Consider the following 23,446-nt stretch of genomic DNA (forward strand, 5'->3'; position numbering starts at 1 on the left):
CGATGTTGCCGATGTCCTGCGGGTTCGCCACCAGGCCCTCGGTACGGATAGAATAGGCGGTGGGATTTTTGTCGAGGTAGGCCCCGCCGGTGTTCTGGTTGTTGCGGGCGACGGCCTGGTAGACCTCGTCCACGGTGACGCCCAGCGAGCGCAATCGCTCGGGGTTGAGGGATACTTCGTATTGCTTGAGCAAGCCGCCGAAGGAACTCACATCGGCTACGCCGGGCGTGCCCAGTAGCTGACGGCGCACTATCCAGTCCTGGATGGTGCGCAGGTCCCGCGCGTTGTACTTCTTTTCGTAGCCGGGCTTAGGCCGCACCAGGTACTGGTAGATTTCGCCCAGGCCGGTGCTCACCGGGGCCAGCTCAGGCCGGCCCACGCCGGTGGGAATCTGGCTTTCGGCCTCGCGCAGGCGCTCGGCTACCTGTTGGCGGGCCCAGTAAATGTCGATGCCGTCCTCAAAAACGATGGTGACGACCGAGAGCCCGAAGCGCGAAAACGAACGGACGCTGCCTTCGCCCGGAATCGTGGCTACGCTCTGCTCGATGGGAAAGGAGACAAGTCGCTCGATGTCGTTGGCCGCCAGTGAGGGGGCCACCGTGTACACTACGACTTGGTTGTTGGTGATATCGGGAACCGCATCAATGGGCAAGCGGTAGAGCGAATAGCCGCCCCAAGCGATGAGTGCTAAAGTCAACAGGCCGATGATGAGCTTGTTGTGAATGGAAAAATAAATCAGCTTGTTGAACATGCTGGCGCGGGGTAAGACTAGAAATCCTGGGAAAGGGGCGGCCGGAGTGCAGGGGCTCGACGGCGGCGAAAGCCGGGGACGCGGGAAGCGCGTGCGCAGAAGGCACCGGACACACGAAGTGCCCGGGACCGCGGCTGAACCGGAAAAACAGGCTAACTAGGCTTGGGGGGGCTGCCACACGCTGCCGAAGGCATCGTGGCAAGCGGGCGTGGGCAACGCCGTCCACCGCACCGCTACGGCGTAGCCCTGGGGCGGCGGGGCCGGGAAAGACGCCAGCGCGGCAGGCAGGTAAGCGCCGGCGCAGCAGCTGCATTGGCACAGGGGCGAGCACCAATCGGTATGGTGCGTATCGGAAGCGTCCCGGTGCTGGGCGGTCACGAAATGCGCCGGCCGCGCCACCGCCTGGCTAGTGTCGGCACAGGGCAGACACGCCAGGAGGAGCAGGTACAGGGCAAAAAAAGTCGTGAAAAACCGCATGAACAGAAGCAGGGAACCCGGCAAACATACGCTACCGCGCCCCAAATGATTCAATCAGGCTTAATTGAAGGTAGCAGGCTGTAGTAGTGAAATAGAAGTCGCTGACAAGAATTTCAGTGGGTATTACGGTTTTGGAGGGAGTAATCGCTGCGTTATTGAAACGGTCCGCCCGCCCAGATTTCTCCTACCGATACTTTCTGTTTCTGCTCTAACGCTACCCCCTTTATCACCTCGGCGGCGTTGGCACCTTTGAGCATGAGCACCACGCCGCCGGTTACTTCGCCCTGGTTGTTGAGCGTCATGGCCCCGTAGCGCACGGCCGCGCCGATGCGCACCTGGGCCACATCGCGCACCAGCACGGGCAGGCCAGTGCGGGTGCTGCGCACCACGATGGCGTCGATGTCCTGGGTGGAGGTGGCTAGCCCCTCGGTGCGGATGAAGGCCGCCGTGGGGTTCTGGTCGGGGTAGGCCCCGCCCGCGTTCTGGTTGTTGCGCGAAACGGCCTGAAATACTTCATCCACCGTCACACCCAGCGAGCGCAGGCGCTCGGGGTCGAGGGCCACTTCGTACTGCTTGAGCAGCCCGCCGAAGCTGCTCACGTCGGCCACGCCGGGCGTGCCCAGCAGCTGCCGGCGCACTAGCCAGTCCTGAATGGTGCGCAGCTCAGTAGCCGGATACTTCTTCTCGTAGCCAGGCTTGGCGCGCACCAGGTACTGATACACCTCGCCCAGGCCGGTGCTGAGCGGGGCCAGCTCGGGCCGGCCGGTATCTGGCTTTCGGCCTCGTTGAGGCGCTCCGCTACCTGGGTGCGGGCCCAGTAAATGTCGGTTTTGTCATCAAAGACGATGGTCACGACCGAGAGGCCGAAACGCGAAAACGAGTGCACTTCGACCCGGCCGGGGATGGTGGCCATCGCCTGCTCGACGGGGAAGGAAACCAGGCGCTCGATGTCGCCGGCGGCCAGCGAGGGGGCCACCGTGTACACCACGACCTGGTTGTTGGTGATGTCGGGGATGGCATCAATCGGCAGCTGACTGAGCGAATAACCGCCCCAGGCGATGAGTGCCAGCGTCAGCAGCTCGATAATGAGTTTGTTATGGATAGAAAAAATATATCAGCCGGTTAAGCATCCGCTGTGGGGGTTAAGTCCAAAACTTCCGTGAAATCCTGCGGCGCGGCATCCCCGGCCCAAGGGGCGGGGGAGGGGCGACCTGACCCGGCGACGTGCAAAAAGCACGGCAGGGGCCCCGGAAACACACGCGGTGTCCGGCGGCCCGGTGGGGTCAGCAGGAAAGAGGGGGAAGAATTAGGCCTGCGGCGGCTGCCACACGGCCCCGGGCGCGTGGGTCGGAGTACCTACCAGCAGCGGCGCGTGCCGCAAGTGAACAGGCCACTCCAGAACGGGTGGCGTTAAGCCCAGCGGCTTACTCCCAAGGGAAGCAACTACGGCCCCGGCGCAGCACTGGCACTGGCACAGCGGGGAGCACCAGTCCAGGTTCGTATGGCTACCGGCACCGTGCTCGGTGGCTTCCACCTGCGTCCTGCTGCCGAAAGCCCATGCCGGTGCCTTGTCGGCGCAGGGCAGACAAGCCAGCAAGGCAATATAGACGGCAAAAAAAACGGAGAAGAAGCGCATTACTGCTAAACGGAACGGTGCAAACATACGCAGTTTGCCCTAAGAAGGATATACGGGTAACGGGTTTGGGCTCCCGTTTGGTACCCTAGCGGCTGCCCAGCGTGAACTTAAAACACCAGAAAATAGCCAGAAGTTGCCACAAAGCTCCTTGGCAAGAGCCCGTTACTGACCGCATACTTTTTAAGTAAATGAAACGGAGTTTCGGTAACTTTGTTTAGAAAAATTATAAATAAGACTCAGGCTCATGTCCGCATCTACTCTGCCCCCCTCCGCTGCTCCGCTATTACTTATGGACCAGCCGGGCGCCGGGCGGGCAGCTTTTACCCGGCTGGCGCTCATTGGTAATCCCAATTCGGGCAAATCTTCGCTGTTCAATCAACTCACGGGTCTCAACCAAAAAGTCGGTAATTTCCCCGGTGTGACGGTGGACCGGAAAACCGGCATCAGCCAGCTTACGCCCCAGCACCGCGCCGAAGTTATTGACTTGCCCGGCACCTACTCGCTCTACCCCAAGAGCTTGGACGAAAAGGTCATCACCGACCTGCTCTACGACCGCACGTCGGCCCAGTACCCGGATTTCGTAGTGGTGACCGTGGACGCGAGCAACCTGCGCCGTAACCTGCTGCTGTTTACCCAAGTGGTGGACCTGGGCCTGCCCGTCATCCTGGCCCTGAACATGATGGACGTGGCCGCCCAGCGCGGCGTGCACATTGACGTGCCGGCGCTGGAGCGCGAGCTGGGCGTGCCCGTTATCCCGATGAACGCGCGCAAGGGCGTCGGCGTGGCGGCCCTCAAGATTGTGATGGCCCGGGAGCTGGCCGCGCCCCGGAATCGGTTCTACGCGCCCGAGGCCGACCTGGCCCCCCTGGTGGCGCAGATTCGCGCCCGCTTCGACCTGCACAACGACTACCTGGCGCTGCACTACGCCCACCAGGGCGCGCACATCAAGCTGCTCACGGCCGAGGACCGGGCTTTCCTGCAGGAGCTGACAACCCGGTACGACTTTCAGCCCACGGCCCGGCAGGCCCAGGAAACCATTGCCCGCTACGCCCGCATCAACGCCATCCTGCTCGACTGCGTGACGGTGACGCGCACCGATAAAAATGAGCCCTACAGCAACAAGCTCGACAAGGTGCTCACCCATAAGGTGTGGGGCTACCTGATTTTCTTCGCCGTGCTGCTGCTGCTGTTCCAGGCCATCTTCGCCTGGGCCCAGTACCCGATGGATTTGATTGACCGGGGCATTGCCGGCCTGAGCGGGCTGATTCAGGCCCGCTTCGACGGGCCGCTGGTGAACCTGGTGACGGAGGGCATCCTGGCGGGCCTGGGCGGGGTGCTCATGTTCGTGCCCCAGATTGCGCTGCTTTTTGCTTTCATTGCCGTGCTGGAGGAAACCGGCTACATGGCCCGCGTCACGTTCCTGATGGACAAAATCATGCGCAAGTTCGGCCTCAACGGCAAGAGCGTGGTGCCCCTGATTTCGGGCATGGCCTGCGCCGTGCCGGCCATCATGAGCGCGCGCACCATCGAAAACTGGAAAGACCGCCTCATCACCATCTTCGTCACGCCGCTCATGTCCTGCTCGGCGCGCATTCCGGTGTACACGGTGCTGATTGCCCTGGTGGTGCCGGACCAGAAAGTGCTCGGCTTCTTCAACCTGCAGGGCCTGGCCCTGATGGGCATGTACCTGCTCGGGCTAGCGGCGGCCCTGCTGTCGGCCTTGCTCATGAAGGGGCTGCTCAAGACCAAGGAGCGCAGCTACTTCATCATGGAGTTTCCGGTCTACAAGTGGCCGCGCTGGAAGAACGTGGGCCTCACCATCGTGGAGAAGGTGAAGACCTTCCTGTTCCAGGCCGGCAAGGTCATCGTGGCCGTGTCCATCATCCTGTGGGTGCTGGCCTCCTACGGCCCCGGCCAGGCCCAGCACCAGGCCGAAGTCCGGGTGCGCGCCCAGGCCGCCCGGCAGCGGTGGGCACCGGCCGAGACGGACACCCGGGTGGCCTCGGCCAAGCTGCAGGAATCCTACGCCGGCGTGTTCGGTCGCACGCTGGAGCCGGCCATCCGGCCGCTGGGCTACGACTGGAAAATTGGCATTGCGCTGCTCACCTCGTTTGCGGCCCGGGAGGTGTTCGTGGGCACGATGTCCACCATCTACAGCGTGGGCCAGGACGCGGACATGCGCACGGTGCAGCAGAAGCTGGCTGCCGAGCAGGACGTCAACGGCCAGCCCGTGTTCACCGCGGCCCGTTCGTTTTCGCTGCTCGTGTTTTATGCCTTTGCCATGCAGTGCATGAGCACGCTGGCGGTGGTCTACCGCGAAACCAGGGGCCTGAAATGGCCGCTGCTGCAGTTGCTCTACATGACCGGGCTGGCCTACGCGGCGGCCTACGGGGTGTATCACCTGCTGCGGTAAGTGACCCTTTGGGGCAGAAACAAGGAGCCCACCGGTTAAGAGAACAGACCCTCAGGCGTCCTGCGGCGAATCTGTTTACAGGGCTGCCAGCTCTTCGGCAAAGCCGCCGCTGAGGATGGGAAAGCGCAGCCAGGAGCGCGGGTCCACGTTGTAGTCGTCGAGGTGGAAGCTGGGGGCGTACCGTTCGCGCTTCCACTGGTTGCGGCTCCAGAGATTGTAGAAGCGGCGCACGTAGGTTTTCAGCTGTTCTTCGTCGAAGCCGGTGTCTTCGCCCTCCAGCATGGCCAGCACCTGCTTGGGGCTGAGCCGGTCGTAGAAGGCCAGCCGCTCGATGCGGTTGAGCAGGGCGTAGGGCATCAGGTCGCGCTCGTCGGTTTGCTGGTCTTCGAGCGGGCGCAGTTCGGCGGTGGGCTGCAGGGCATTCACGTGGCGCAGGGCAGCGTAGCCCAGCTCGGTTTCGGCCCAGCGCAGCCATTTTTTCACGAAGTCCTTGTCGACGCCCGCAATGGGCGAGATGCTACCGGCCGTGTCGCCGTCCATGGTGCAGTAGCCCACGCTGGCTTCCGAGCGGTTGGAAGTGGTGATGAGCAGGCAGTTTTGCACGTTGGCCAGCAGCCAGATAGCAGGGGCCCGCACCCGCGCCTGGATGTTCTGCAGGGCCAGGTCGTCGGTTTGCCAGGTCAGCTCCCGGCCCAGCGCGCCCTGGATTTTGCCCACGTAGCCGGAGACTTCCTCGTCAATTTCCCAATGGTAGAACCGGGCGCCAATGCTATCAGCCAGCTCTTTGGCCGAGTTAGAAGTGTCATCGGAAGAATTGACCGTGCCCTGGTAAGCGCAGGTGAGCAGGTGCTGCACCAGTTGCTGGTTGACGGTGAGTTCGGGCGCCGGGGCCGGGGGGAGCACTACCTGGGCTGCTTTGCCCCCGGCGCCTTGCTGCTGCACCTCGGTGGCCGCCCCCGGAAAGCAGCCGCTGCGGCGCTTGAACAGGTCCACGCCCAGCTCCTGCACGCCCAGGCGCACCATTTCGGCCACGGCCACGGCGCAAAAGCAGGAGTCCGCTCCGCCGCTCAAACTCAGCACAAAGCCCCGGCTGCGGGCCTTGCGCAGGTAGTCGAACAAGCCCAGGCTCATGGCCTGGTTGAGTTCCTGGTACTCGTCGGGGGCGGGCAGCGGCACAATTTCGGTGGCCGGGGCCAGCTCCGCCTGAAAATCCACGTCCATCCACTCCAGGTCCACCTCCTTAAAGCTCAGCAGCTGGTTGCGTAGCAGCAGGTGCCCATTGCGGGCCACTAGGATTTCCCCATCGAAGATGATGCGGCCCGACTCGTTGCCCAGCAGGTTGGCGTAGAGGTAGGTTACCTGATAGTCCCGTGAGGCCTGCATGACCAGCTGGTAGCGCACGTCGGTTTTGCTCATGGCAAAGTGACTGGCCGACGGATTGACAATCAACTCGACCCGGCCCACCAGCCGGCCGGCCGGTCGCTCATGCGCGGGCTGCCAGGCATCCTGACAGATTTCAAAGCCGAAGCGCACGCCCCGGTGCTCGAACACGAGGTCCCCAAGGGGCCACGTTTCCCCGCCATAGTCCACCGCAACGGTCTGGCCGGCGGGCCAGGGCACGAAAAAACGGGTTTCGTAGTGCACGCCGTCGTTGGCCAGGAACTGCTTGGCGGCAAAGCCCAGAATTTGGCCGTCGCGCAGCACTGCGGCCGTGTTGTAGGTGCGGTGGTTCAGATGCACGGGCAGGCCCACCACCACGCAGATGCCGTGGGTCCACGCGCGCACTTGCTGCAAATGCCCTAGGGCCGTTTCCGGTAGCCACTCGCTCAGGAATAAATCCTCGCAGCCATAGCCCGTCAAACACAGCTCGGGCAGGCAGAGCAGCTCGACCCCGTTTTCCCGGGCCATCTCAATGGCCGCGCGGATGTTACGCAGGTTGTGCGCCCAATCAAAGGGAATCTGGTTTAAAGCGGCTCCGGCGATGCGCATGGTGGATGGGTAAAATGGCGGTTTTTGTTGGCTAGATGCCTTCTAGTAAGTTCCTGATAGTTGCTGCCCGGCGCTACCGGGTCGCTCGGAGCAGCCAGCGCCGCGGTTTGCACAACCGTACGGGCCGCTCCGGTAACTGTCTCCAGTCTCCACCGGATTCCTGGCCCGTGAGCGCCAAGCGGCGCTAGGGCAGCGTGTATTCGTAAATGGCCCCCTGCTCGGTGGTGAGGAGCAGCATGCGGTCGTCTTTAAAATAGGCCGCCTCGGTCTGGCCGGCGCCAGTTAAGTCGACGCGCCGGGGCGTGGCTTTGAGAATGTCTTCCCAGCTATTGCCGTCGAGCAGGAACAGCTCGCCACGGCCGAGCAGCACGAGGCGGTGTCCGTTGGGGCTCAGGGCCGCGTCCGTTACCTCGCCGGGAATGGCCAGCGACGTCATCCGCTGCGCGGTGTACTGGCCGGGGCGGTCGGGCACGGTGTACACCGTGCTGGTGCGTTTCTGCGCCAGGTCCTTGGTGAAAAGCCAGATTTTGCCCGCGTGCCACAAGCTGGCTTCGCAGTCAAAGCTGCGCACTTTTTTGGCCGGCGGAAACTCGGTCTGGTCGGGGTAGGTAAAGCGGATGCTGCCCACCTGCCGGGGCTGGTCCGGCCGTACGCGGTACAGGGCCAGGTTGCGGCGGTCGGAATGGTTATTGCCGCAATCGCAGATGTAGTAGTTGCCCTGGCCGTCGCGGCTTATGCTTTCCCAGTCGTTGTTCGGGGCGGCAATGTCCACGGTGCCCAGCAGGTGACCCGTCAGGTCAAACTTAAACAAACGGGGGGGATTGTCCACGTCGCCAAAGCTGTAATAGGCACCGGCCTGCTCGGCGGGCACCAGCCCGGAATTCTCCGGGACCACGCCCGCCAGGGACCCGATGGTGCGCAGCCCGGGGATGGCCGCAGCGGCGGCGGCGTCAAAGTGCGGGTCGCCGCCGGCTTTTTTAACTTCCGCACCCCCGTCCGGACTGGCTTGGGCTTCATCTTTCTGCTTGGTCTTTTTCTTGTGGTGTTTGCCTTTGGACGCCTTGTCGGCGCCCCCCGCTTCCTGGGAGTCGGATTGGGCTTGCGAACAGGACGAGGCGAGCAGTACCGCCAGGGCGACCGGCAGCAGGGTGAGAATACGCATGAGAGAAATAAGAAAGTAGTTTAGTTGGCTTTAGGCGCTTACCGGCCAGGCGGTATCGAACGCAAACAGGCCAGCTACGGGGGAGCTTTAAGGTCCGGCCCAGAGCTAGCCCCGCAACTCGAAGCCTGGCTGGCCTAGTTGCCAGGCCGCTAGCTGCTGCTGCGGGTCGGTGACCAACTCGGTCAGCTTCTGAATTTTGCCGTCAACGACCTCGAACCGGTACAGCATGAATCCGCGGTACACCGTGCCGTTGGGGAATTCCATGTCGCAGGTGTTTTCCACAAGCACGAGTTCGTCGTCGTCCGGGGTCGTATAGGTGCGGGAGTTGATATAATCGTTGCGCACCAGCGCGCCCAGCACGGGCTGGAAAACCTGCCGGATGTGGTCCCGGCCGTGCACGCCGCCGAGCGGCGAGGCAAACGGGCCCGGCAGCAGGTTCACGTAGACGCCGTGCTCGGCAAAATGGCGCATCAGGCCGTCCAAGTCCAGCCGGCGAAAGGCCGCCAGATACGATTCAACTACTTTTTGGTTGGTATTCATGGAAGAGGAGGAAAAGCGAGTTAGGAGAAGAAAGCACGTGGGACGGGGGAATCCAATCCGATAGTCAGCGGGGCAGGAAGGGCTGGGGGCCGGGTTGTTCATGGCTAGGCCGAGCAGAAGGAAGTAAGAGGTGTGGCCGCCCGCATTTTCTCACCACTCCGCCCCGCTGCCAGCGGGGTTGCGCCAGTGGGCCCCGCTGCCCGCCCGGCTCAGCAACTATTCCAATGCCCGGGCCCTGCGGGATGTTGCAGAAGCCGTTCTCATAATCAAACACCGATTTATCGACCAGGTAGTCGAGCAGGTCGTTTTCCTGCATGTAGTAAATGCCCATGCTCTGGTCCTGAATGAAGGCGTTGTGGCAGGTGGCGTCCACCTGCAGGTAGGCGACCAAGGTTATGGGTCCCAGCGGGCAATACGGAGCAGCGGTCACATCGAAGGCCTCGGTCATGCTGATGATTCTCTTGCACTTGGTGAGGGTGCCGACGTGCATAAACAGCCAGCGCGGGGGTACCTGAAAGAGGGTAAATCGGGTGATTTTCATACTTCCGTAGCAAGGCGGGAAATTGATGGTTGAAAACCGGTGGTCAAATAATGCATAACCCAGAAACCCGGCTCCGGCTGGTTAGAAAAAGCGGGTATTGGTGACGTAGTTGAGCAATTGCTGCGCCTGGTAGAGGCTGTTGGCCAAGGCGATGTCGTTCAGCTGCGCCTGCTGGTACGTGCGGATGCTGTCCAGGTACTTGAGCAGGTCGATGCTGCGGGCCCGGTAGAGCCGGGTGGCGTCGACGGCGATGTCGCGGATGCTGGCCGAATAAGCTGCCGGGCGGGTGCCGAGCAGGGCCCGGTAGGTAAGGAGTTTGGCGTGGGCGTTGCGCACCTCGCTGTCCACGGCCGTGCGTTGGTTGTCCAGGCCGGCCCCCGCGCTGCGCCGCGTCAGCTCAGCGGCCTGCACGGCCCCCTGGTTGCGGTTGCGCAGCGGCAAATCCACCAGCAGCTGGGCGCCGACGAAGTTGAGGTACGCGTTGCCGTAGCGTTCGTAGTCCAGTCCGACGGTCACGTTGGGCAGGCGCCGGGCGCGTTCGAGGGCCAGGCTGCGCTCGGCGTACGCGATTTGTTCCTGGGCCAGGGCCGCGTCGGGGCGGTGGGCCAGCGCCGAGTCCAGGGCGGCGGCCAGCGGCGGCGCGTCGGCCCGGGCATCGGGCGCGGCGGCGGGGTAGAGGAACCGGTTGTCATCCTGGCGCAAGAGCACCCGCAGCGCGGCCTGTTCGTCGGCGACCTGGCTTTGGTAGCGGGCGACGTTGGCCTCTAGGTCGCGGTTGAGCACGTCCAGCCGGGTCACCTCAAACGCGGGAATGGCCCCCAGCCGCAACACCGTCCGGTAGGCGGCAGCCAGGCGCTGTTGCCGCGCCAACTCGCTTTGGTAGAGCGCCAGGGCTTTCAGGTCGTAGTACAGGTTGCCGTAGGTGGAATAGAGCTGGTAGCGCAGCGTGCGCAGCAACTCCCGGAAGGCCAATTGGACTAGTTCCCGGCTGCTGGTGGCCAGGGCCACGAGCTTGCTGCGCTTGCCGGCCGTGAGCAGGATTTGCTGCACCTGCAGCTGCACGTAGCCGCTGTTGTAGACCTGGTTGGCAAGGTCGGCTTGCGAGGGGGTGCGCAAGGCCAGCACCTGCCCCGTGTTGGGGTTGTAAAAGTTGGTCATGAACAGCACATTCGGGTTGGGCCGCAACGCGGCCTGGACCACCCCGGCCTGGGCGATGTCCACCTGGTACTGCTGGGCCAGGAGCTGAAAGTTGCGGGCCAGGAACGTCTGCTCCACCTGGGCCGCGTTGAGGCGCAGCGTATCGGGCGGCGCGGCGGGACGCGGCGTTTGCGCCCGGGCGGGCAAACCGGCGAGCAGGCCGCCCGCCCACCAAAAAAACGCAGTTGCTGAATAACGGAAAAATCGCATTGTCTTATCCTGATAGTACATCCTCCTGGAATCTTTTTACAGTGGGTTGCTAGCCGGGCCGCTTTAACTATATGCTAGCTGCTCACTAAGGCCCAAACAAGCTGTAAGGGGCAGCTAGAGCGAAGCCAGGTTTGTGGACAGGTGCTGTGGACAGTTGCCCAGTAGCAAACACGACCGAAACCAGGGGGCGCCAGGGCACAGCCCCCCAGCAGGAGCAAAAGCTGTCTCATCCAACTAATCTTTTATGGTGGGCTAGGGGCGCTGTCCCGGCCCGGGGGGCTTAAGCGCTGCCTTGGAGTCGGTGGGATAGATTCCTCTGCGCGACGTCTACCACGAAGCGGTTGCGAACCAGTTGGCGGCCCAGCAAGATGGGCGTTTTCAGGCGCTTGCGATTCGCCAGCGTGAATTCTACCCGGATGCGGCGACCAAAGAGGACGACGTACGTGGTGATGACGTACCGCTTTTGCGCGTCCCCGAACGAGTTGCGTACCGTGCGCTCGCTAAAGTGGTCGGTTTGTATTTCCCGACTCGGGCCCTTGCTGCCATCAGTTACCCAAAAACTTAACCGGGTGGCGTTCCCGACCTGAATCAGCCGCACTCTTTCGCAATGTAAGGCGGACGTGTAGGCCCCCGTGTCTACCTTGGCGGGTACCCCGGCAAGGCCCATATCGGGTAAGTCAATGAGTTCGGTCAGGCCGATGATTTGCTTGGTCTTGCCAGGAAGTTTAATCGGAGTTTGCACGTGGTTAGAAAAAGGATTCGTTACAATTAATTGGGTTTGTGCGGATGATATTGCTGGCTCCTTGATAAGCACCTTGCGGGCAGAAATACTGCACTAGTACTCAAAAATGGTGTCGCCAGCGAAGGGGTCCGCATCTACGAAGGGAGGGTTGACGTTCAGGTTGAGCAACTCCGAGGCGGCACAAAGAAGGCTACGCCGGCGGCACACCCGCGCCGTTTCCAGCCCGTGCTTTTCAAAGGTGAGAGGTGACCCGCGGGGGTGCGGGTGAGGACGATGAGAGGGTGGGAGAACCACGGGGCGACGAGCTCCCGGGCATCATCGCAACCCCAGCCAGGTATAAACCCCGGAACCTACCAAATGCCAATTTTCGGCAGCTTAGCGGCTATTGTCTAGGTCGCTCAGCTGTGCTTCCCTGCCCAAGCACAAGGGCGCCAATGCTCAACAGCGCAGTTATGGAATGCGGAGTCAATGGCAAGCCCGTGCCCTGGGGCACAGTTATGTTTTACGCGAACACGATACCGGCTCCGCTAGCTACTTAAGGGAATCCTAGACCCTACCGCTATTGCGGTAAGCCAAGTTGCGGCTTCTAAGTATTCCGGTTGGCTTACAAGTCGACAGGCGCTTTGGGCGAGGGTGGCTTCCAAGGGCTGGCAAGGCATCCCGTCTACGACTTCTATCCATCAGAAATCAGCCAGCCGCGCTGGCTAATAAGCAGGAGCGAGGGGGCTTCCCGTAGAGAGGTTACGACTAGTCCGGTTACTCTAACGGGATGGGCGGGTTCAAGACCGGTGTGCGGTAATGGCAGGCTGGATTAGAGCTGCGGCGGCTGCCAACACGAACCGGAGGCGGAAGCAGGCGCAGCCACGACTAAATGGCCATACCGCCGACTGGTAACCCAATTCGCCGGTCGGGGGGCCTCAATCTGTACCGCGTCTAACAAGGGCGTTATGGCCCCGCCACAGCTGTGGCACTGGCACAAAGGGGAACACCAGTCACTCAACCCATTTGCTCCACCGTTGGTCTGGGTAACGGCAGCTAGGGTGCAGTCCTTGTCATTCTGGTACGCCGTCACGCCGTCAACGCACGATAGGCACGAGATTAAGGTAACGTAAAAGGCCCAAAACAGAACGGTTACTCGCATCAGACTACAAAGTAAGCAAGGAAATACGTTGTTGCTCGAAGAACGGCTACTGATGTTTGAAAGGTAGGGTACCTAATCCGGTACCACCCGCCGCCATTCCACAGCCAATTCCCAGTTGGGTTCTAAAATTTGCATACGTGCCGATTTTTAGAAAGTTGGCATGCGGTGTTTCACTTTTTTGTTGCTTTCCGACGAGCTAGTGCATGATTTTCCTTTGCATTACGGAAGGATTCCATAGCATACTCGACGGTGACTTCGGGGTCGGCAGTTGCACGCCACCTCACACATCTAGAAAAGGAATTGAGAGTTGCTACGTAACCGTTATCGGTTAAATCTTGCTGTTTTGCCTGACCTGCTCCCCCTCGCCCGGCGGCCGGCTACCAGTCCGCGCCCTGCGCGTGTCGCAGCGCTTCGCGGCTGTGGGCAAAGTAGCACGTGGCCACCCCCGCCGCCGCGATGGTGGCCAGGGCCGCCTCGGCGGCCGGCCGGCCGCGGGCGGACACCTGCCGCAGGTACACCACCCGGATGCGGCCGGGGAAGCCCCGCACCACCGCCGCGTAGATGGCCGGGTCCTGCTGGGCATCGTCGCCGAGCAGGCCGAACTGCTGGCCGGGGCAGGCCGCCAGCACGCGCACGATGCGGTCGAATTTGGGGGCGTGCCGGCGTGGGTCGGTTCGCCCCAATTGGCGCAGGCGCTTGAGTGGGCTGAGCTGGTACACGCCCTTGGGCAGCCCGTTGCGCCCGGCAAACTCCAGAACAAAGTCGTACAGGTTCCACTCGCTGCTTGATACGTAAAAGAAGGCGTTAGCCGGACCGGGGGCCGGGGCGCCGGCCCGGGCCAGCCACTGGTAGTGGGCCGCCACGTCCGCAAACGCGGCCCGACTGCGAGCGTTGCGGCTCAGTAGCACCCACAGCCGCCGCCAGCGGCCGGCCGAGTGCGACACGAGAAATGTGTCGTCGATGTCGGAGATAAAGGCGTAGGGCGTTTCGTAGGGCACGAGCACTTCGGCGGCGGCCCAGGCCAACACGGCGCCGGTGGCGTCGTCGAGCAGCGCGGCCTCGGCGGGGTGCCAGCCGGCGGGCAGCGGGGCGGGCAGCTCAATTTCGAGGCGAAAGAAGCCGTCGGTGCGGGTGCGGGCGTGGGCGACCTGGCCGCCCACGCGTACGCGCACCGGGGCGTCGGCCCAGGGCTGCACCGCAAACAGGCGCAGTACCCCCCAGGCGTTGGCCCAGAGGCTGGGCCGGTAGCGGGTGCGCGGCAGAGGGCTCTGCCGCAAGGCGTGGCCCTGCACTACCACCCGGCCGGGGCGGCCGAAGCCCCGGTACAGCTTGAGGGTGGGCCGGCGGGAGAGGCGCAGCCAAGCCAGGAGTGTTTCGAACATCGGACGGGCGAAAAGGTGGCCGGACACGGGCCAACCCCGTTACGGACAAACATCAACTGCCGTTCCGTCCCATGCCCCTGCCCCTGCCCCCTGCCCTGCGCTTCCTGTTCGTCGTCAACCCCGTCGCGGGCAGCTCCGGGAAGGCGGCGTGGGAGCCGACCATCCGCGCCTACTTTGCGGCCCTGCCGCACACGGCCGAGCTGCTCACCCTCACCGGCCACGGCGACGAGGCGGCCCTGCGGGCGCGGGTCGCCGCCAGTCACCCCGACCGCCTGGTGGCCGTGGGCGGCGACGGTACTGTCAAGCTGGTAGCCGCCGCCGCCCTGGCCGCCAACCGGCCCCTGGCCGTGCTGCCCGCCGGCTCGGCCAACGGCATGGCCCGCGAGCTGGCCCTGCCCGCCGACCCCACCCAAGCGTTGGCCGTGGCCGTGCACGGCACCGAAAAAAGCGTGGACGTACTCTACCTCAACGGCACGGACCTGTGCCTGCACCTGAGCGACATCGGCCTCAACGCCCAACTCGTGCGCCATGCGCACGCCCGCCACTGGCGCGGCCTGCTCGGCTACGCGCGGGCTGCGTTCTGGTCGCTGCTGCGCCGCCGGCGGCTGCACGTGCGCATCCGCACCGATACCGGCGAGGTGGAGCGCACGGCCTTCATGGTGGTGCTGGCCAACGCCCGCGTGTACGGCACCGGCGCCACCATCAACCCCAACGGTGACGTGGCCGACGGCCGCTTCGAAGTGGTGGTGCTGCGCCGCCTCGTGGGCCGCGAGCTGCTGAAGATGTTCTGGCGCTTCCGGCCCTTCGACCCGGCCGCAGTCGAGATTTTCTCCACCACTGCGGTCACCCTGGACACCCGCCACCGGGTGGCGTTCCAGGTCGACGGCGAGTACCGCGGCCAGCTTACGCACGTGGAAGCTACCATCCGGGCCGGTGCGCTGCGCGTGCTGGTGCCCAGGAGCTAAACCGACTCGCCCCCTACCAAGTGGACCACTCTTTTATACCTAAGGTCCTGTTTGGTTTTGGGGTGGTCCAGTAAAAACGGACAGTGCACTAAGATAAGCTGGATTGGAAATCGCGTTCGAATTGGTGCGGGGAGCGGTAGCCGAGCGCGGAGTGGCGGCGGTCGAGGTTAAAGTAGGTGTCGAGGTAGTAGGCTACCTCCAGGCGGGCCTCTTCGAGACTGGCAAACGCGCCGCCGTGGGGCAGCAGTTCGGTTTTAAGCGTACTCCAGCCGGCCTCGGCCTGGGCGTTGTCGTAGGGGTTGCCCGGCCGGCTATAGCTGGCCAGGGCCTGGGCTTTTTCGATGCGCGTCCGGCAAGCCAAACTGGTGTATTGACTGCCGCGGTCGGCGTGAATAACCAGGCCGGAAGCCGGCTGGCGCAGCGTCAAGACCTGCTCTAGGGCTGTGAGCACCAGTTCAGTGGGCATGTGTTGGTCGAGGTGCCAGCCCACTACGCGCCGCGAGCAGGTATCACGCCAGGTGGCCAGATAGCACCAGCGCCCGCCGACCAGGGGCAGGTAGGTGATATCCCCCACCCAGACCTGGTTGGGCGCGGTGGACGCGGGCTGACCGAGGGATAGGTTTTCGGCCACGACTGCCGCGGGGTCAGCCACCGTGGTGCGGGGGCGTTGCGGACAAGTGCTCAGCGCCCGTAAGCCGCGGCGACGCAGCTAGGTGCGCAGCGCGTAGCGTCCGACGGCGTGCCCTTCGGCGCGCAGTTCTGCTCGCAGGCGTCGGGTGCCGTAACGCTGGGCATGGCGCGAAAAGGCGGCGGTGGCGGCGGGCTCCCAGCTGGGTGTCGGGCGCGCGGCCCGGCTCAGCCACTGATAATAGCCAGCGGCACTGACCTCCAACACACGGCAGAGCACCTGCACCGGCTCGGTGGCCGCAACCTGCTCGATGAATTGATAACGAGTCATGACTGAGGCGGTTGCGCAAAGATGGTCACGACTTTTTTTAAAATATCGCGTTCCTGTTCCACGCGTTTGAGCTCGGCGCGCAGGCGCTTAATCTCCTCGCGCTCTGCACTGCTAGGCACGGCCTCGGCTAGCGCCTGGCGCTGCCAGCGGCCCAGTAAAGCGGGCGCGAGGCCCTGGGCACGGGCTACGTCGGTTTGCCGGGCCCCAGCAGCTACTTGGCGCACGCACTCGGCTTTAAAAGCCGGCGTGTATTTCTTGCGGGTCAGCGGCGAGCCGCTCGGAAGGGGGTTGTCGGGCATGAGCAGTGGAAGGTAAGACTTGCCACTGGCTGTTTTTACTCGACCACCTCATATAGCACGCTAAGCTTCGTCAGGGGGTAACGGATGCAACCAGCCCGAGCGCTGTAAATGCATCGCGCCTGTTAGCGGGAGAGGCTAACAGGCGCGATGGAGCGGCTTGCGCTCCTATTTAGCGTTGCTTTAACAGCAAACTAGCTCGCGTTGCCCTTGCTGGCCGCGTCGTCGTGGTTAAGGGCGCTGGATAGCTCGCGGTAGGCAGTAGTTTGCTGCTGCAATTCGCTGCTCACCTGGTCGCCCACGCCCACGGCATCGGCCCCGGCCAGGAAACGCACGGGCGGTTTTTCTGCCCCCGAAATAGTGAGCAGTGCCTGCGCCAGCTTGGCCGGGTCGCCAGCCTGCTGCCCATTGGCCCCTTTCCAGAACGCTAGCTGCTGCGCCCGACGCTCGTCGTAGTCGGCAATGGGGTTGTCGGCAAAATTGGTGGACTCGGCGCTCAGCAGCTCGGTACGGAAGAAGCCCGGATTGACCACGATGGCCGCAATCCCAAACGGGGCCACCTCGGCCCGCAGCGATTGCATCCAGCCTTCGAGGCCAAACTTCGAGGCGGCGTAGGCGGAAGCGAACTCAAAGCCCACCAGGCCCGCCGTGGACGAGATGGTGATAATCTGCCCCGCGCGCTGCTGGCGCAGCACCGGCAAGACGGCCCGCGTCACGTTCATCGGCCCGATGAGGCTGGTGGCTACTTGCTGGTTCACTTCCTCAGGGGTTTGCTCCTCGAAGTAGCCCGCATAGAAGTTGGCGTTGTTGACCAGCACGTCGAGGCGGCCAAACCGGTCCACAGCGGCCTGTACGGCCGCCTCCGCATCGGCCGGCTTCGTAATGTCGAGCGTCACCACCAACAGGTTCTCGTGGGGGCCGAAGGCCTGGGCCACTTTGTCCTTCTTGCGGCCGGTCGCCACGACCCGATGGCCGGCGGCCAGGACCGCTTTGGTGATAGCGACGCCCATTCCCCGGCCCGCACCGGTAATGAACCATACTTTTTGGTCTGCCATGCGCTTGCTTGCCTGGTAGGGGGTGTGACCTACGGCGACGCAAAGGTCCCCCGGCTTTCCAGGCAAAGCCAATACAAATCAAACCAATCCGTAAGGAAATCAAACAATCAGTCAGCAGAATCCCGCCCTAACAGCGTTGCGCCCGTAAGGCCGACGGGGTGGTGCCCGTATGCTTCTTGAACAGGTTGTTGAAATAAGTGGGGTACTCGAAGCCCAGGCCGTACGCAATTTCGGCCGTGCTCCAGGTGGTGTGCCGCAGCAGGGCCGTGGCCTCGCGCACGAGGCGCTCGGCGATGTGCGCGCCGGTCGTCTTACCCGTCAGCTCGCGCACGGCCCGGTTCAGATGGTTGACGTGGACGGAGAGGCAGGCCGCAAAATCCTTGGGCGTGCGCAGCTTCACGCCGTGGTCGGGCGCATCAATGGGAAACTGCTGCTCCAGTAGTTCCTGAAACAAGGCCACGATGCGGGCCGTGGCGTTCGGGTGCTGAAAATAGGTGGTCTGCGGCTGCATTTTCAGGGTTTCGTGCAGCAGCAGGTGCAGGTAGGTGCGCAATAAGTCTTGCTTATGGGCGTAGTCGGAAGCCATTTCGTGCAGCATCTGGCGAAACAGCTGGGCCAGCGTGTCAAACTGCTCCTCGTTCACGAAGGTCACCGGGTCGCTGCCCACCTTGAACAAGGGCGATTCTTGCAGACTGGCGGGCCGCTCGTGGCCGTGCAGGAAGTCTTCCGTGAAGAGGCAGAAGTAGCCGCCCTGCTCCTGGGAGAGGGGCTCCCAGGCAAACGGCACCAGGGGGTTGGAAAATACCAGGGCGGGCCGGTCCAGCAGCACGCCCCGGCTGGCATAGTGCAGGTGCCCCGAACCCGTGAGCAGCGAAATCTTGAAGAAGTCGCGCCGGCTGTAGCTCATCTGGCGGTTGCAGAACTGTTGTCGGTCGTACACGTTGAAGCGGCCCGTCGTGGCCGCCGTGACGTGTTCGGGGCGGGCAGTTGCGGGTGGGCGGCCCGGCGGCCGCAAAAACTGGTCAATGGTTTCGGGGGGAGGCATGCTGCAAAAGTAAGCAAATCAAAGCAAGCCACTACGCGGGCCAGGTCGCCGATGCCGTGGCATCGGTTCGACCGCGGCCGTGCTTGGCAACCACTCTTTCCTTAAAACGGCTACAGCGGTTGCCTTCCTTATTCGACAGGCACCTACTCATCTCTACGGCCGCTCACAAGGGCTTAACGTGCTATGTTTTCCGTTTTCTGAGAGGGTCCCTAAGAGCAAAAGCCCTACCCTTGTAAGGGTAGGGCTTTTGCTCTTAGCTCTTTACGAAGCCCTTTATGGGCTAGCAGTTATTTCTTAAGCAGTAGTTTGCGAGAAGCTGGTTTTTCATTCCTGCTGCTACGCTTCACCGGCAAAGCTTTGGTTTCCTTCCGCGCTTCTTCAGGAGCAGTGAGGAACTCACTGAGCCAATTATCCTGGGCCTTTTCAGACATGAAAGCAAAGGGAGACGGAAGGTTCATGACAGTACAACTGTGTTGTAAGGCAAATGTAGCTTATTTACGAGAGTCACCGCGAATTTGCCCAGGCGAACGTTGATTTTCCGCTTTAAAGCAGCTGGGTAATCTTCCGGGGCTGTCCCGGGCATACCAAACTTAGTCTTTAGTCGATTGAACTCGCTCACGCATAGCTGTTCGCATTCCTGGGTGGCCCAGCCACCAGCGGGTCGGGTTAGGACGTGCACCACGGGCGGCTCCAGATTAGAAACGGCTCGGATTTGCAACAGGTTCAAATGGTGCGCCGTTCGTACGTCGCGCCAGCTGAATCCCGTGCCTGCCGGATGATTATGGGTCATGTATCCTCCTTGCGCTTGCCCTACCTGTTGAGTGGTAAATTCCACGCTGGAATCACTGCCCTGCAACCTGAGCACTTCCTCCCCTTCGGCATCGAGCACAACGCAGACCTCCATTGGTAAGGAAGCAATCTGTCGCTCAATAGCCTGCAATTTCTCCTCAACGGACAAGTTAGGCGGAACAGCGAGAGCAGCTAAGTCAAAATCGGCTTCAGGAGTCGGTACAACCGGCCTACTAGCTGAAGACGAAGGGCTGGCATTTTTAGCCATTAAAAGAAGATTGTTTCGATGACCTACTTCTTTCCAGGCAGAGCAGCTAAAGAAGTAAGGTAGTTGGTTAAGCAAAACTACCGACGCGAGCCGGTTGGCTAGCATCAGGTTCAGTAACTGAGCGAGACCTGAAAACAGCAGGATAAGTAGGCTAGTGGAACGCCTTGCAGGCAAGCGACGACCGCTTGGCGAGTACGAACGCGCTTATAGGGCGTCTCTTTAGAAAACGGAAATAGCGCACGCGAAGCGGCTGCCCACCCGCCTTGGCGCACAAACTCCGCTGTTGCCGCCCATTCAATGGTCCGCTACTCGTAGGCACTTCCTAACGCCGCCCACCAAGTTCCCGGTGAAAGGGCTTCCTTACTTTTGGTTACGCCTTTCCCCGTATTGCTGCTATGACTCCTGCGGTTCCCCTTACCGATTTATTTGCGCCGGAAGACTGGATGGCGTTACTCGACGTGTCACTGACCGGCATTCACCTGGTGCGCCCGGTGTATGAGCCGGACGGTTCTACCATCACCGACTTTGCCATTGAGTACCTCAATCCCGCCGCGCAGCGCATGACGGGCCTCGCCGAGCAGCCGGGCGGCACGCTGCTGGGCCGCTTTCCCCACGCCCTGGCCGAGGGGATTTTTGCCTACTACCAGCGGGTATTTGAGACGGGCGAGCTGCTGACCTACGAAACCAACTACCAGGCCGACGGCTTGGATAACTTCTTTAAACTTAGCGCCCGGCGCAGCGGGGTGCACCTGCTGGTGAGCTTCACCGATACCAGCGACCAGGACCGCAGCGCCGTCGAGCAAGCGCTGCGCGACAGCCAGGTTCGGGAGCAGACCGCCCGGGCCGAGGCCGAAGCCGAGCGCCAGCGCTTCTACCAGGTGCTGTTGCAGCTGCCGGCCAGCGTGGCCATCAACCGCGGTCCCGCCCACGTCTACGAACTGGTCAACCCGCGCTACCAGCAGCTGTTTCGCAGCCGCCCCCTATTGGGCCGGCCTATTCGGGAGGCGGTGCCCGAGCTGCTGGGCCAGGGTATTCTCGAAAAGTTGGACCACGTGTATCAAACTGGCGAAGCGCATTACGACCTAGAGCAGGAAACGTGGGTGGACATCACCGACAGCGGTCAGCCGGAGCGCCGCTTTTACAACGTGTTGTTTCACCCTCTGCGCGACGCGCAGGACCGGGTCGATGGGCTGCTCAACTTCGCCTACGACGTCACGGACCAGGTGCTGGCCCGCCAGCAGGTCGAGCACCTGAATCAGGAGCTTGAAGCCCGCGTGCAGCAGCGCACCCAGCAGACCCTAGCCCTGCAAGCCGACTTGCTGGCCGCCGCCCAGCGCCAGGCGCAGGCGCGCGAAACGTTCTACCAGGTCTTCGAGCAAACGCCGGCGGCCATTTGCATTCAGCGCGGCCCCGCGCACCGCTACGAGTACGCCAATCAGGCTTACCGGGACTTCTTCCCCGGCCGGGAGATACTCGGCCAATCCGTCGCCGAGGCCCTGCCCGAAACGGTGAACAGTGGCGTGGTGGCCCTGCTCGACCACGTGTACCAGACTGGCGAAACCTACAATGGGGTGGAGCTGCCCTTACTCATTGCCCAGCCCGAGGGGCCGCCCCGGCAGATGTACTTCACCTTCACCTACCAGGCCCTGCGCGAGAACGGGCAGATTGTGGGCATTTCCACCTTCGCCTATAACGTGGCCGAGCAGGTGTACGCCCGCCAGCAGGGTGAGGCGGAGCGCCAGCGCTTGAAGCGCCTGTTCATGCAAGCCCCGGCGGCCATCTGCATTCTCGCCGGGACGGACCTGGTGTACGAGCTAGTGAACCCCGGCTACCAGGCCCTGTTTCCCGGCCGCGAGCTGTTGGGCAAGCCCCTGCTGGAGGCCTTGCCGGAAATCGCCGACAACCGGGTGTACGAGACCTTTCGCCAGGTGTACGACACGGGCTGCTCGCACGAGGAGCAGGCCCTGCTCATTCCGCTGGCCCGGCCCACAGATGGAGTGCTGGAAGACCGTTACTTCCGCTACGTGCAGCAGCCGCGCTACGCGGCGGAGGGTCGCATCGACGGGGTGCTCGTGTTTGCGTTCGAAGTCACCGAGCAGGTGCAGGCCCGGCAGGCAGCCGAGGCCAGCACCCGCCAACTACGCCTCATCACCGATGCGCTGCCCGTACTCATCGGCTACCTCGACCAGGACGAGAAGTACCGGTTTGCCAACCGCGCCTACGAACCCTGGTTCAACGTGCGCGCTGCCGACCTGCTGGGCCGGCCCATCCGCGAGGTGGCCGGGCCGCTGGCCTACCCCCACATTGCGCCCTATCTGCGGCGGGCGCTGGCTGGCGAAGCGGTCGAATTCGAAGTGGAAATGCCCTTTCGACCCCATTTTACCAAGCATATCCATACCAGCTATATTCCCGACGTGCAGCACGGCACCGTCCGGGGCATCTACACCCTGGTCACCGATGTCACCGACCAGGTCCACGCCCGCCAGCAGGTGCAGGACCTGAACGAGAAGTTGGCGGCTATCAACGAGGAGCTGACGGCTACCAATGCGGAACTGCATGAAAGTAACACCCAGCTCACGCGCACCAACGTGGAGCTGGACACGTTCGTCTACACAGCCTCGCACGACCTGAAAGCGCCCATCACCAACATCGAGGGCATCGTGCTGGCCCTGCGCGACACACTGCCAGCTCCTGTACAGCAGGACGAAATGGTGGCTCACCTGCTGGACTTGCTCAACCAAACGGTGGCGCGCTTTCAGGTTACCATCACCCAGCTCACCGATATCTCCCGACTGCAATTAGCTCACACGGGGCTCGCCGAGCCGGTCGAGCTGGCCCGCGTCGTGGAAGACGTGCGGCTGGATTTGGCCCCGGCCCTGGTCGCCGCCGGCACGCAGCTCACGGTGGAGGTCGCCCCCGAGCTGGTCGTATCCTTCTCGCCAGCCAACCTGCGCAGCATCGTCTACAACCTGCTCAGCAATGCCGCCAAGTACCGCGCTTTTGACCGGCCCTCCCAGGTACGCATCCACGCCGAACAGACCGGACAGGGCGTGGTGCTCACGGTGCAGGACAATGGCCTGGGTATGAGCGAGGTGCAGCAGCGGCAGCTCTTTGGTCTATTCCAGCGCCTGCATACCCACGTCGAGGGCACGGGCGTCGGCCTCTATATTACCAAACGGCTCATTGAAAACGCCGGCGGCACCATCGCCGTGCAGAGCCAGCCCGATGCGGGCACCACATTCACGGTCACTTTCCCCGCGTAATCCCCCGCTGTCTCCCATTTTATGCCCGTCTTAACGAGTGTGCTGCTGGTCGATGACGACCCCACAACCAATTTCCTCAATAAACTCCTGCTCACCCGCATGGGCGTGGCCGAGCAGGTACTCGTGGCCGAAAACGGCGAGCAGGCCCTGCGCACACTCAACTACGCGTGTGGTGAGCCGACCGACCCGACGTGTCCCCGCCTTATCCTGCTGGACATGAATATGCCGGTGCTCAACGGCATGGCCTTCCTAGAAGCTTACGTGCAGATGCCACTGGCCCAACGGTACGCTATTGTCATTGTTATGCTTACCACCTCGCTGCACCCGGTAGACCTGGCCCGGGCGCAGGAGTTGCCCATTGCCGGTTTTCTCAACAAGCCTCTAACGAAGGAAAAAGTCACTGCCTTGCTGGAGAAGCACTTTGCTCCACCTCCAACGACTTCCTTGACAGAGTAGGTTGGCCAACCCTGCTTTTAGTGAACCGAAGCGGGGTGCTGCTGCTTAACGTGCTACTTCTTCCGTTTTCCGAGACGACCCCTTTCTGCTCTTTTATCCCCCTAAGAGGCCTTACTTATGTGGGGCCTTCTTATTTTACAACAGCATGAAAAAATTTAGAGTTGTCCTGG

At 62.6% G+C, this 23,446-nt stretch carries 20 protein-coding genes and 1 pseudogene; 4 read left to right on the forward strand and 17 right to left on the reverse strand.

The annotated features are described in order from the left end of the window. From E4631_RS19390 to E4631_RS19400, 3 genes and pseudogenes are all read right to left on the reverse strand, one after another. Positions 1 to 751: efflux RND transporter permease subunit (locus tag E4631_RS19390; protein ID WP_133656220.1), on the reverse strand; the 751-nt coding region annotated here is incomplete at its 3' end. Between the two features lie 156 nt (positions 752 to 907). Beyond that, a complete protein-coding gene (locus tag E4631_RS19395) occupies positions 908 to 1,228 on the reverse strand; it encodes a DUF6660 family protein (protein ID WP_135318625.1) in 321 nt (106 codons plus the stop codon). A gap of 215 nt (positions 1,229 to 1,443) precedes the next feature. Continuing rightward, a pseudogene (locus E4631_RS19400) lies at positions 1,444 to 2,339 on the reverse strand (efflux RND transporter permease subunit); the annotation flags it as partial. Between the two features lie 814 nt (positions 2,340 to 3,153). Here E4631_RS19400 and feoB point away from each other — a divergent pair. Continuing rightward, positions 3,154 to 5,277, forward strand: coding sequence for a ferrous iron transport protein B (feoB, locus tag E4631_RS19405; protein ID WP_133658989.1), 2,124 nt, complete (start codon positions 3,154 to 3,156; stop codon positions 5,275 to 5,277). A gap of 75 nt (positions 5,278 to 5,352) precedes the next feature. Here the strand turns inward: feoB and nadE are convergent, their stop codons facing one another. The 7 genes from nadE to E4631_RS19440 form a co-directional block, all read right to left on the reverse strand. After that, positions 5,353 to 7,266: an NAD(+) synthase gene (gene nadE, locus E4631_RS19410; RefSeq protein ID WP_133658978.1), complete on the reverse strand. Its 1,914-nt coding sequence runs from the start codon at positions 7,264 to 7,266 to the stop codon at positions 5,353 to 5,355. 184 nt (positions 7,267 to 7,450) lie between these two features. Continuing rightward, the gene (locus E4631_RS19415; RefSeq protein WP_133658977.1) at positions 7,451 to 8,428 is read right to left on the reverse strand and encodes a hypothetical protein; all 978 of its coding nucleotides are present in this window, start codon (positions 8,426 to 8,428) and stop codon (positions 7,451 to 7,453) included. Positions 8,429 to 8,533: 105 nt separating this feature from the next. Further along, on the reverse strand, positions 8,534 to 8,968 hold the full coding sequence (locus E4631_RS19420; RefSeq protein ID WP_166648197.1) for a nuclear transport factor 2 family protein: 435 nt from the start codon (positions 8,966 to 8,968) through the stop codon (positions 8,534 to 8,536). Between the two features lie 64 nt (positions 8,969 to 9,032). Then, the gene (locus tag E4631_RS19425) at positions 9,033 to 9,509 is read right to left on the reverse strand and encodes an enolase C-terminal domain-like protein (RefSeq protein WP_133658975.1); all 477 of its coding nucleotides are present in this window, start codon (positions 9,507 to 9,509) and stop codon (positions 9,033 to 9,035) included. 81 nt (positions 9,510 to 9,590) lie between these two features. Continuing rightward, positions 9,591 to 10,916, reverse strand: coding sequence for a TolC family protein (locus tag E4631_RS19430; RefSeq protein WP_133658974.1), 1,326 nt, complete (start codon positions 10,914 to 10,916; stop codon positions 9,591 to 9,593). 280 nt (positions 10,917 to 11,196) lie between these two features. Continuing rightward, entirely contained in the window at positions 11,197 to 11,658 is a 462-nt protein-coding gene (locus tag E4631_RS19435) for a RimK/LysX family protein (protein ID WP_240735083.1), read from the reverse strand. A 1,518-nt stretch (positions 11,659 to 13,176) separates the two neighbouring features. Continuing rightward, a complete protein-coding gene (locus tag E4631_RS19440; protein ID WP_133658973.1) occupies positions 13,177 to 14,181 on the reverse strand; it encodes an App1 family protein in 1,005 nt (334 codons plus the stop codon). A gap of 71 nt (positions 14,182 to 14,252) precedes the next feature. Here E4631_RS19440 and E4631_RS19445 point away from each other — a divergent pair, with 71 nt between their 5' ends. Then, complete coding sequence (locus tag E4631_RS19445) at positions 14,253 to 15,146, forward strand: diacylglycerol kinase family protein (protein ID WP_240735085.1); 894 nt, start codon at positions 14,253 to 14,255, stop codon at positions 15,144 to 15,146. Positions 15,147 to 15,234: 88 nt separating this feature from the next. Here E4631_RS19445 and E4631_RS19450 read toward each other — a convergent pair whose 3' ends face one another. From E4631_RS19450 to E4631_RS19475, 7 genes are all read right to left on the reverse strand, one after another. Further along, positions 15,235 to 15,855, reverse strand: a complete 621-nt coding sequence (locus E4631_RS19450; RefSeq protein WP_133658972.1) for an IS3 family transposase — start codon at positions 15,853 to 15,855, stop codon at positions 15,235 to 15,237. Continuing rightward, positions 15,856 to 16,104, reverse strand: coding sequence for an IS3 family transposase (locus E4631_RS19455; RefSeq protein WP_133658971.1), 249 nt, complete (start codon positions 16,102 to 16,104; stop codon positions 15,856 to 15,858). It lies immediately after the preceding gene. Further along, positions 16,101 to 16,403, reverse strand: coding sequence for a transposase (locus E4631_RS19460; protein WP_133658970.1), 303 nt, complete (start codon positions 16,401 to 16,403; stop codon positions 16,101 to 16,103). Before E4631_RS19460 ends, E4631_RS19455 begins: the two co-directional genes overlap by 4 nt. Positions 16,404 to 16,594: 191 nt before the next feature. Continuing rightward, positions 16,595 to 17,455, reverse strand: a complete 861-nt coding sequence (locus tag E4631_RS19465) for an SDR family oxidoreductase (protein WP_133658969.1) — start codon at positions 17,453 to 17,455, stop codon at positions 16,595 to 16,597. A gap of 127 nt (positions 17,456 to 17,582) precedes the next feature. Further along, the gene (locus E4631_RS19470) at positions 17,583 to 18,500 is read right to left on the reverse strand and encodes an AraC family transcriptional regulator (RefSeq protein ID WP_133658968.1); all 918 of its coding nucleotides are present in this window, start codon (positions 18,498 to 18,500) and stop codon (positions 17,583 to 17,585) included. A gap of 287 nt (positions 18,501 to 18,787) precedes the next feature. Next, the gene (locus E4631_RS26000) at positions 18,788 to 18,958 is read right to left on the reverse strand and encodes a hypothetical protein (protein ID WP_167797039.1); all 171 of its coding nucleotides are present in this window, start codon (positions 18,956 to 18,958) and stop codon (positions 18,788 to 18,790) included. Continuing rightward, a complete protein-coding gene (locus E4631_RS19475) occupies positions 18,955 to 19,557 on the reverse strand; it encodes a hypothetical protein (protein WP_133658967.1) in 603 nt (200 codons plus the stop codon). The genes E4631_RS26000 and E4631_RS19475 overlap by 4 nt, the downstream gene beginning before the upstream one ends. Before the next feature lie 395 nt (positions 19,558 to 19,952). Between E4631_RS19475 and E4631_RS19480 the strand changes: the two genes are divergently transcribed. After that, a complete protein-coding gene (locus tag E4631_RS19480) occupies positions 19,953 to 22,820 on the forward strand; it encodes a PAS domain-containing protein (protein ID WP_133658966.1) in 2,868 nt (955 codons plus the stop codon). Positions 22,821 to 22,841: 21 nt separating this feature from the next. After that, positions 22,842 to 23,276: a two-component system response regulator gene (locus E4631_RS19485; protein ID WP_133658965.1), complete on the forward strand. Its 435-nt coding sequence runs from the start codon at positions 22,842 to 22,844 to the stop codon at positions 23,274 to 23,276. Positions 23,277 to 23,446 lie beyond the last annotated feature (170 nt).

It is taken from the genome of Hymenobacter sp. UV11 (assembly GCF_004684095.1).
Lineage (GTDB): Bacteria > Bacteroidota > Bacteroidia > Cytophagales > Hymenobacteraceae > Hymenobacter.

Bases quoted from the DNA above. Each gene is read 5' to 3' on its own strand.
- E4631_RS19420 (WP_166648197.1), bottom strand. From the start codon at position 8,968: ATGAATACCAACCAAAAAGTAGTTGAATCGTATCTGGCGGCCTTTCGC.
- E4631_RS19480 (WP_133658966.1), top strand. From the start codon at position 19,953: ATGACTCCTGCGGTTCCCCTTACCGATTTATTTGCGCCGGAAGACTGG.
- E4631_RS19475 (WP_133658967.1), bottom strand. From the start codon at position 19,557: ATGGCTAAAAATGCCAGCCCTTCGTCTTCAGCTAGTAGGCCGGTTGTA.
- E4631_RS19460 (WP_133658970.1), bottom strand. From the start codon at position 16,403: ATGCCCGACAACCCCCTTCCGAGCGGCTCGCCGCTGACCCGCAAGAAA.
- nadE (WP_133658978.1), bottom strand. From the start codon at position 7,266: ATGCGCATCGCCGGAGCCGCTTTAAACCAGATTCCCTTTGATTGGGCG.
- E4631_RS19425 (WP_133658975.1), bottom strand. From the start codon at position 9,509: ATGAAAATCACCCGATTTACCCTCTTTCAGGTACCCCCGCGCTGGCTG.
- E4631_RS19395 (WP_135318625.1), bottom strand. From the start codon at position 1,228: ATGCGGTTTTTCACGACTTTTTTTGCCCTGTACCTGCTCCTCCTGGCG.
- E4631_RS19455 (WP_133658971.1), bottom strand. From the start codon at position 16,104: ATGACTCGTTATCAATTCATCGAGCAGGTTGCGGCCACCGAGCCGGTG.
- E4631_RS19465 (WP_133658969.1), bottom strand. From the start codon at position 17,455: ATGGCAGACCAAAAAGTATGGTTCATTACCGGTGCGGGCCGGGGAATG.
- E4631_RS19485 (WP_133658965.1), top strand. From the start codon at position 22,842: ATGCCCGTCTTAACGAGTGTGCTGCTGGTCGATGACGACCCCACAACC.
- E4631_RS19415 (WP_133658977.1), bottom strand. From the start codon at position 8,428: ATGCGTATTCTCACCCTGCTGCCGGTCGCCCTGGCGGTACTGCTCGCC.
- feoB (WP_133658989.1), top strand. From the start codon at position 3,154: ATGGACCAGCCGGGCGCCGGGCGGGCAGCTTTTACCCGGCTGGCGCTC.
- E4631_RS19430 (WP_133658974.1), bottom strand. From the start codon at position 10,916: ATGCGATTTTTCCGTTATTCAGCAACTGCGTTTTTTTGGTGGGCGGGC.
- E4631_RS19445 (WP_240735085.1), top strand. From the start codon at position 14,253: ATGCCCCTGCCCCTGCCCCCTGCCCTGCGCTTCCTGTTCGTCGTCAAC.
- E4631_RS19470 (WP_133658968.1), bottom strand. From the start codon at position 18,500: ATGCCTCCCCCCGAAACCATTGACCAGTTTTTGCGGCCGCCGGGCCGC.
- E4631_RS19440 (WP_133658973.1), bottom strand. From the start codon at position 14,181: ATGTTCGAAACACTCCTGGCTTGGCTGCGCCTCTCCCGCCGGCCCACC.
- E4631_RS26000 (WP_167797039.1), bottom strand. From the start codon at position 18,958: ATGAACCTTCCGTCTCCCTTTGCTTTCATGTCTGAAAAGGCCCAGGAT.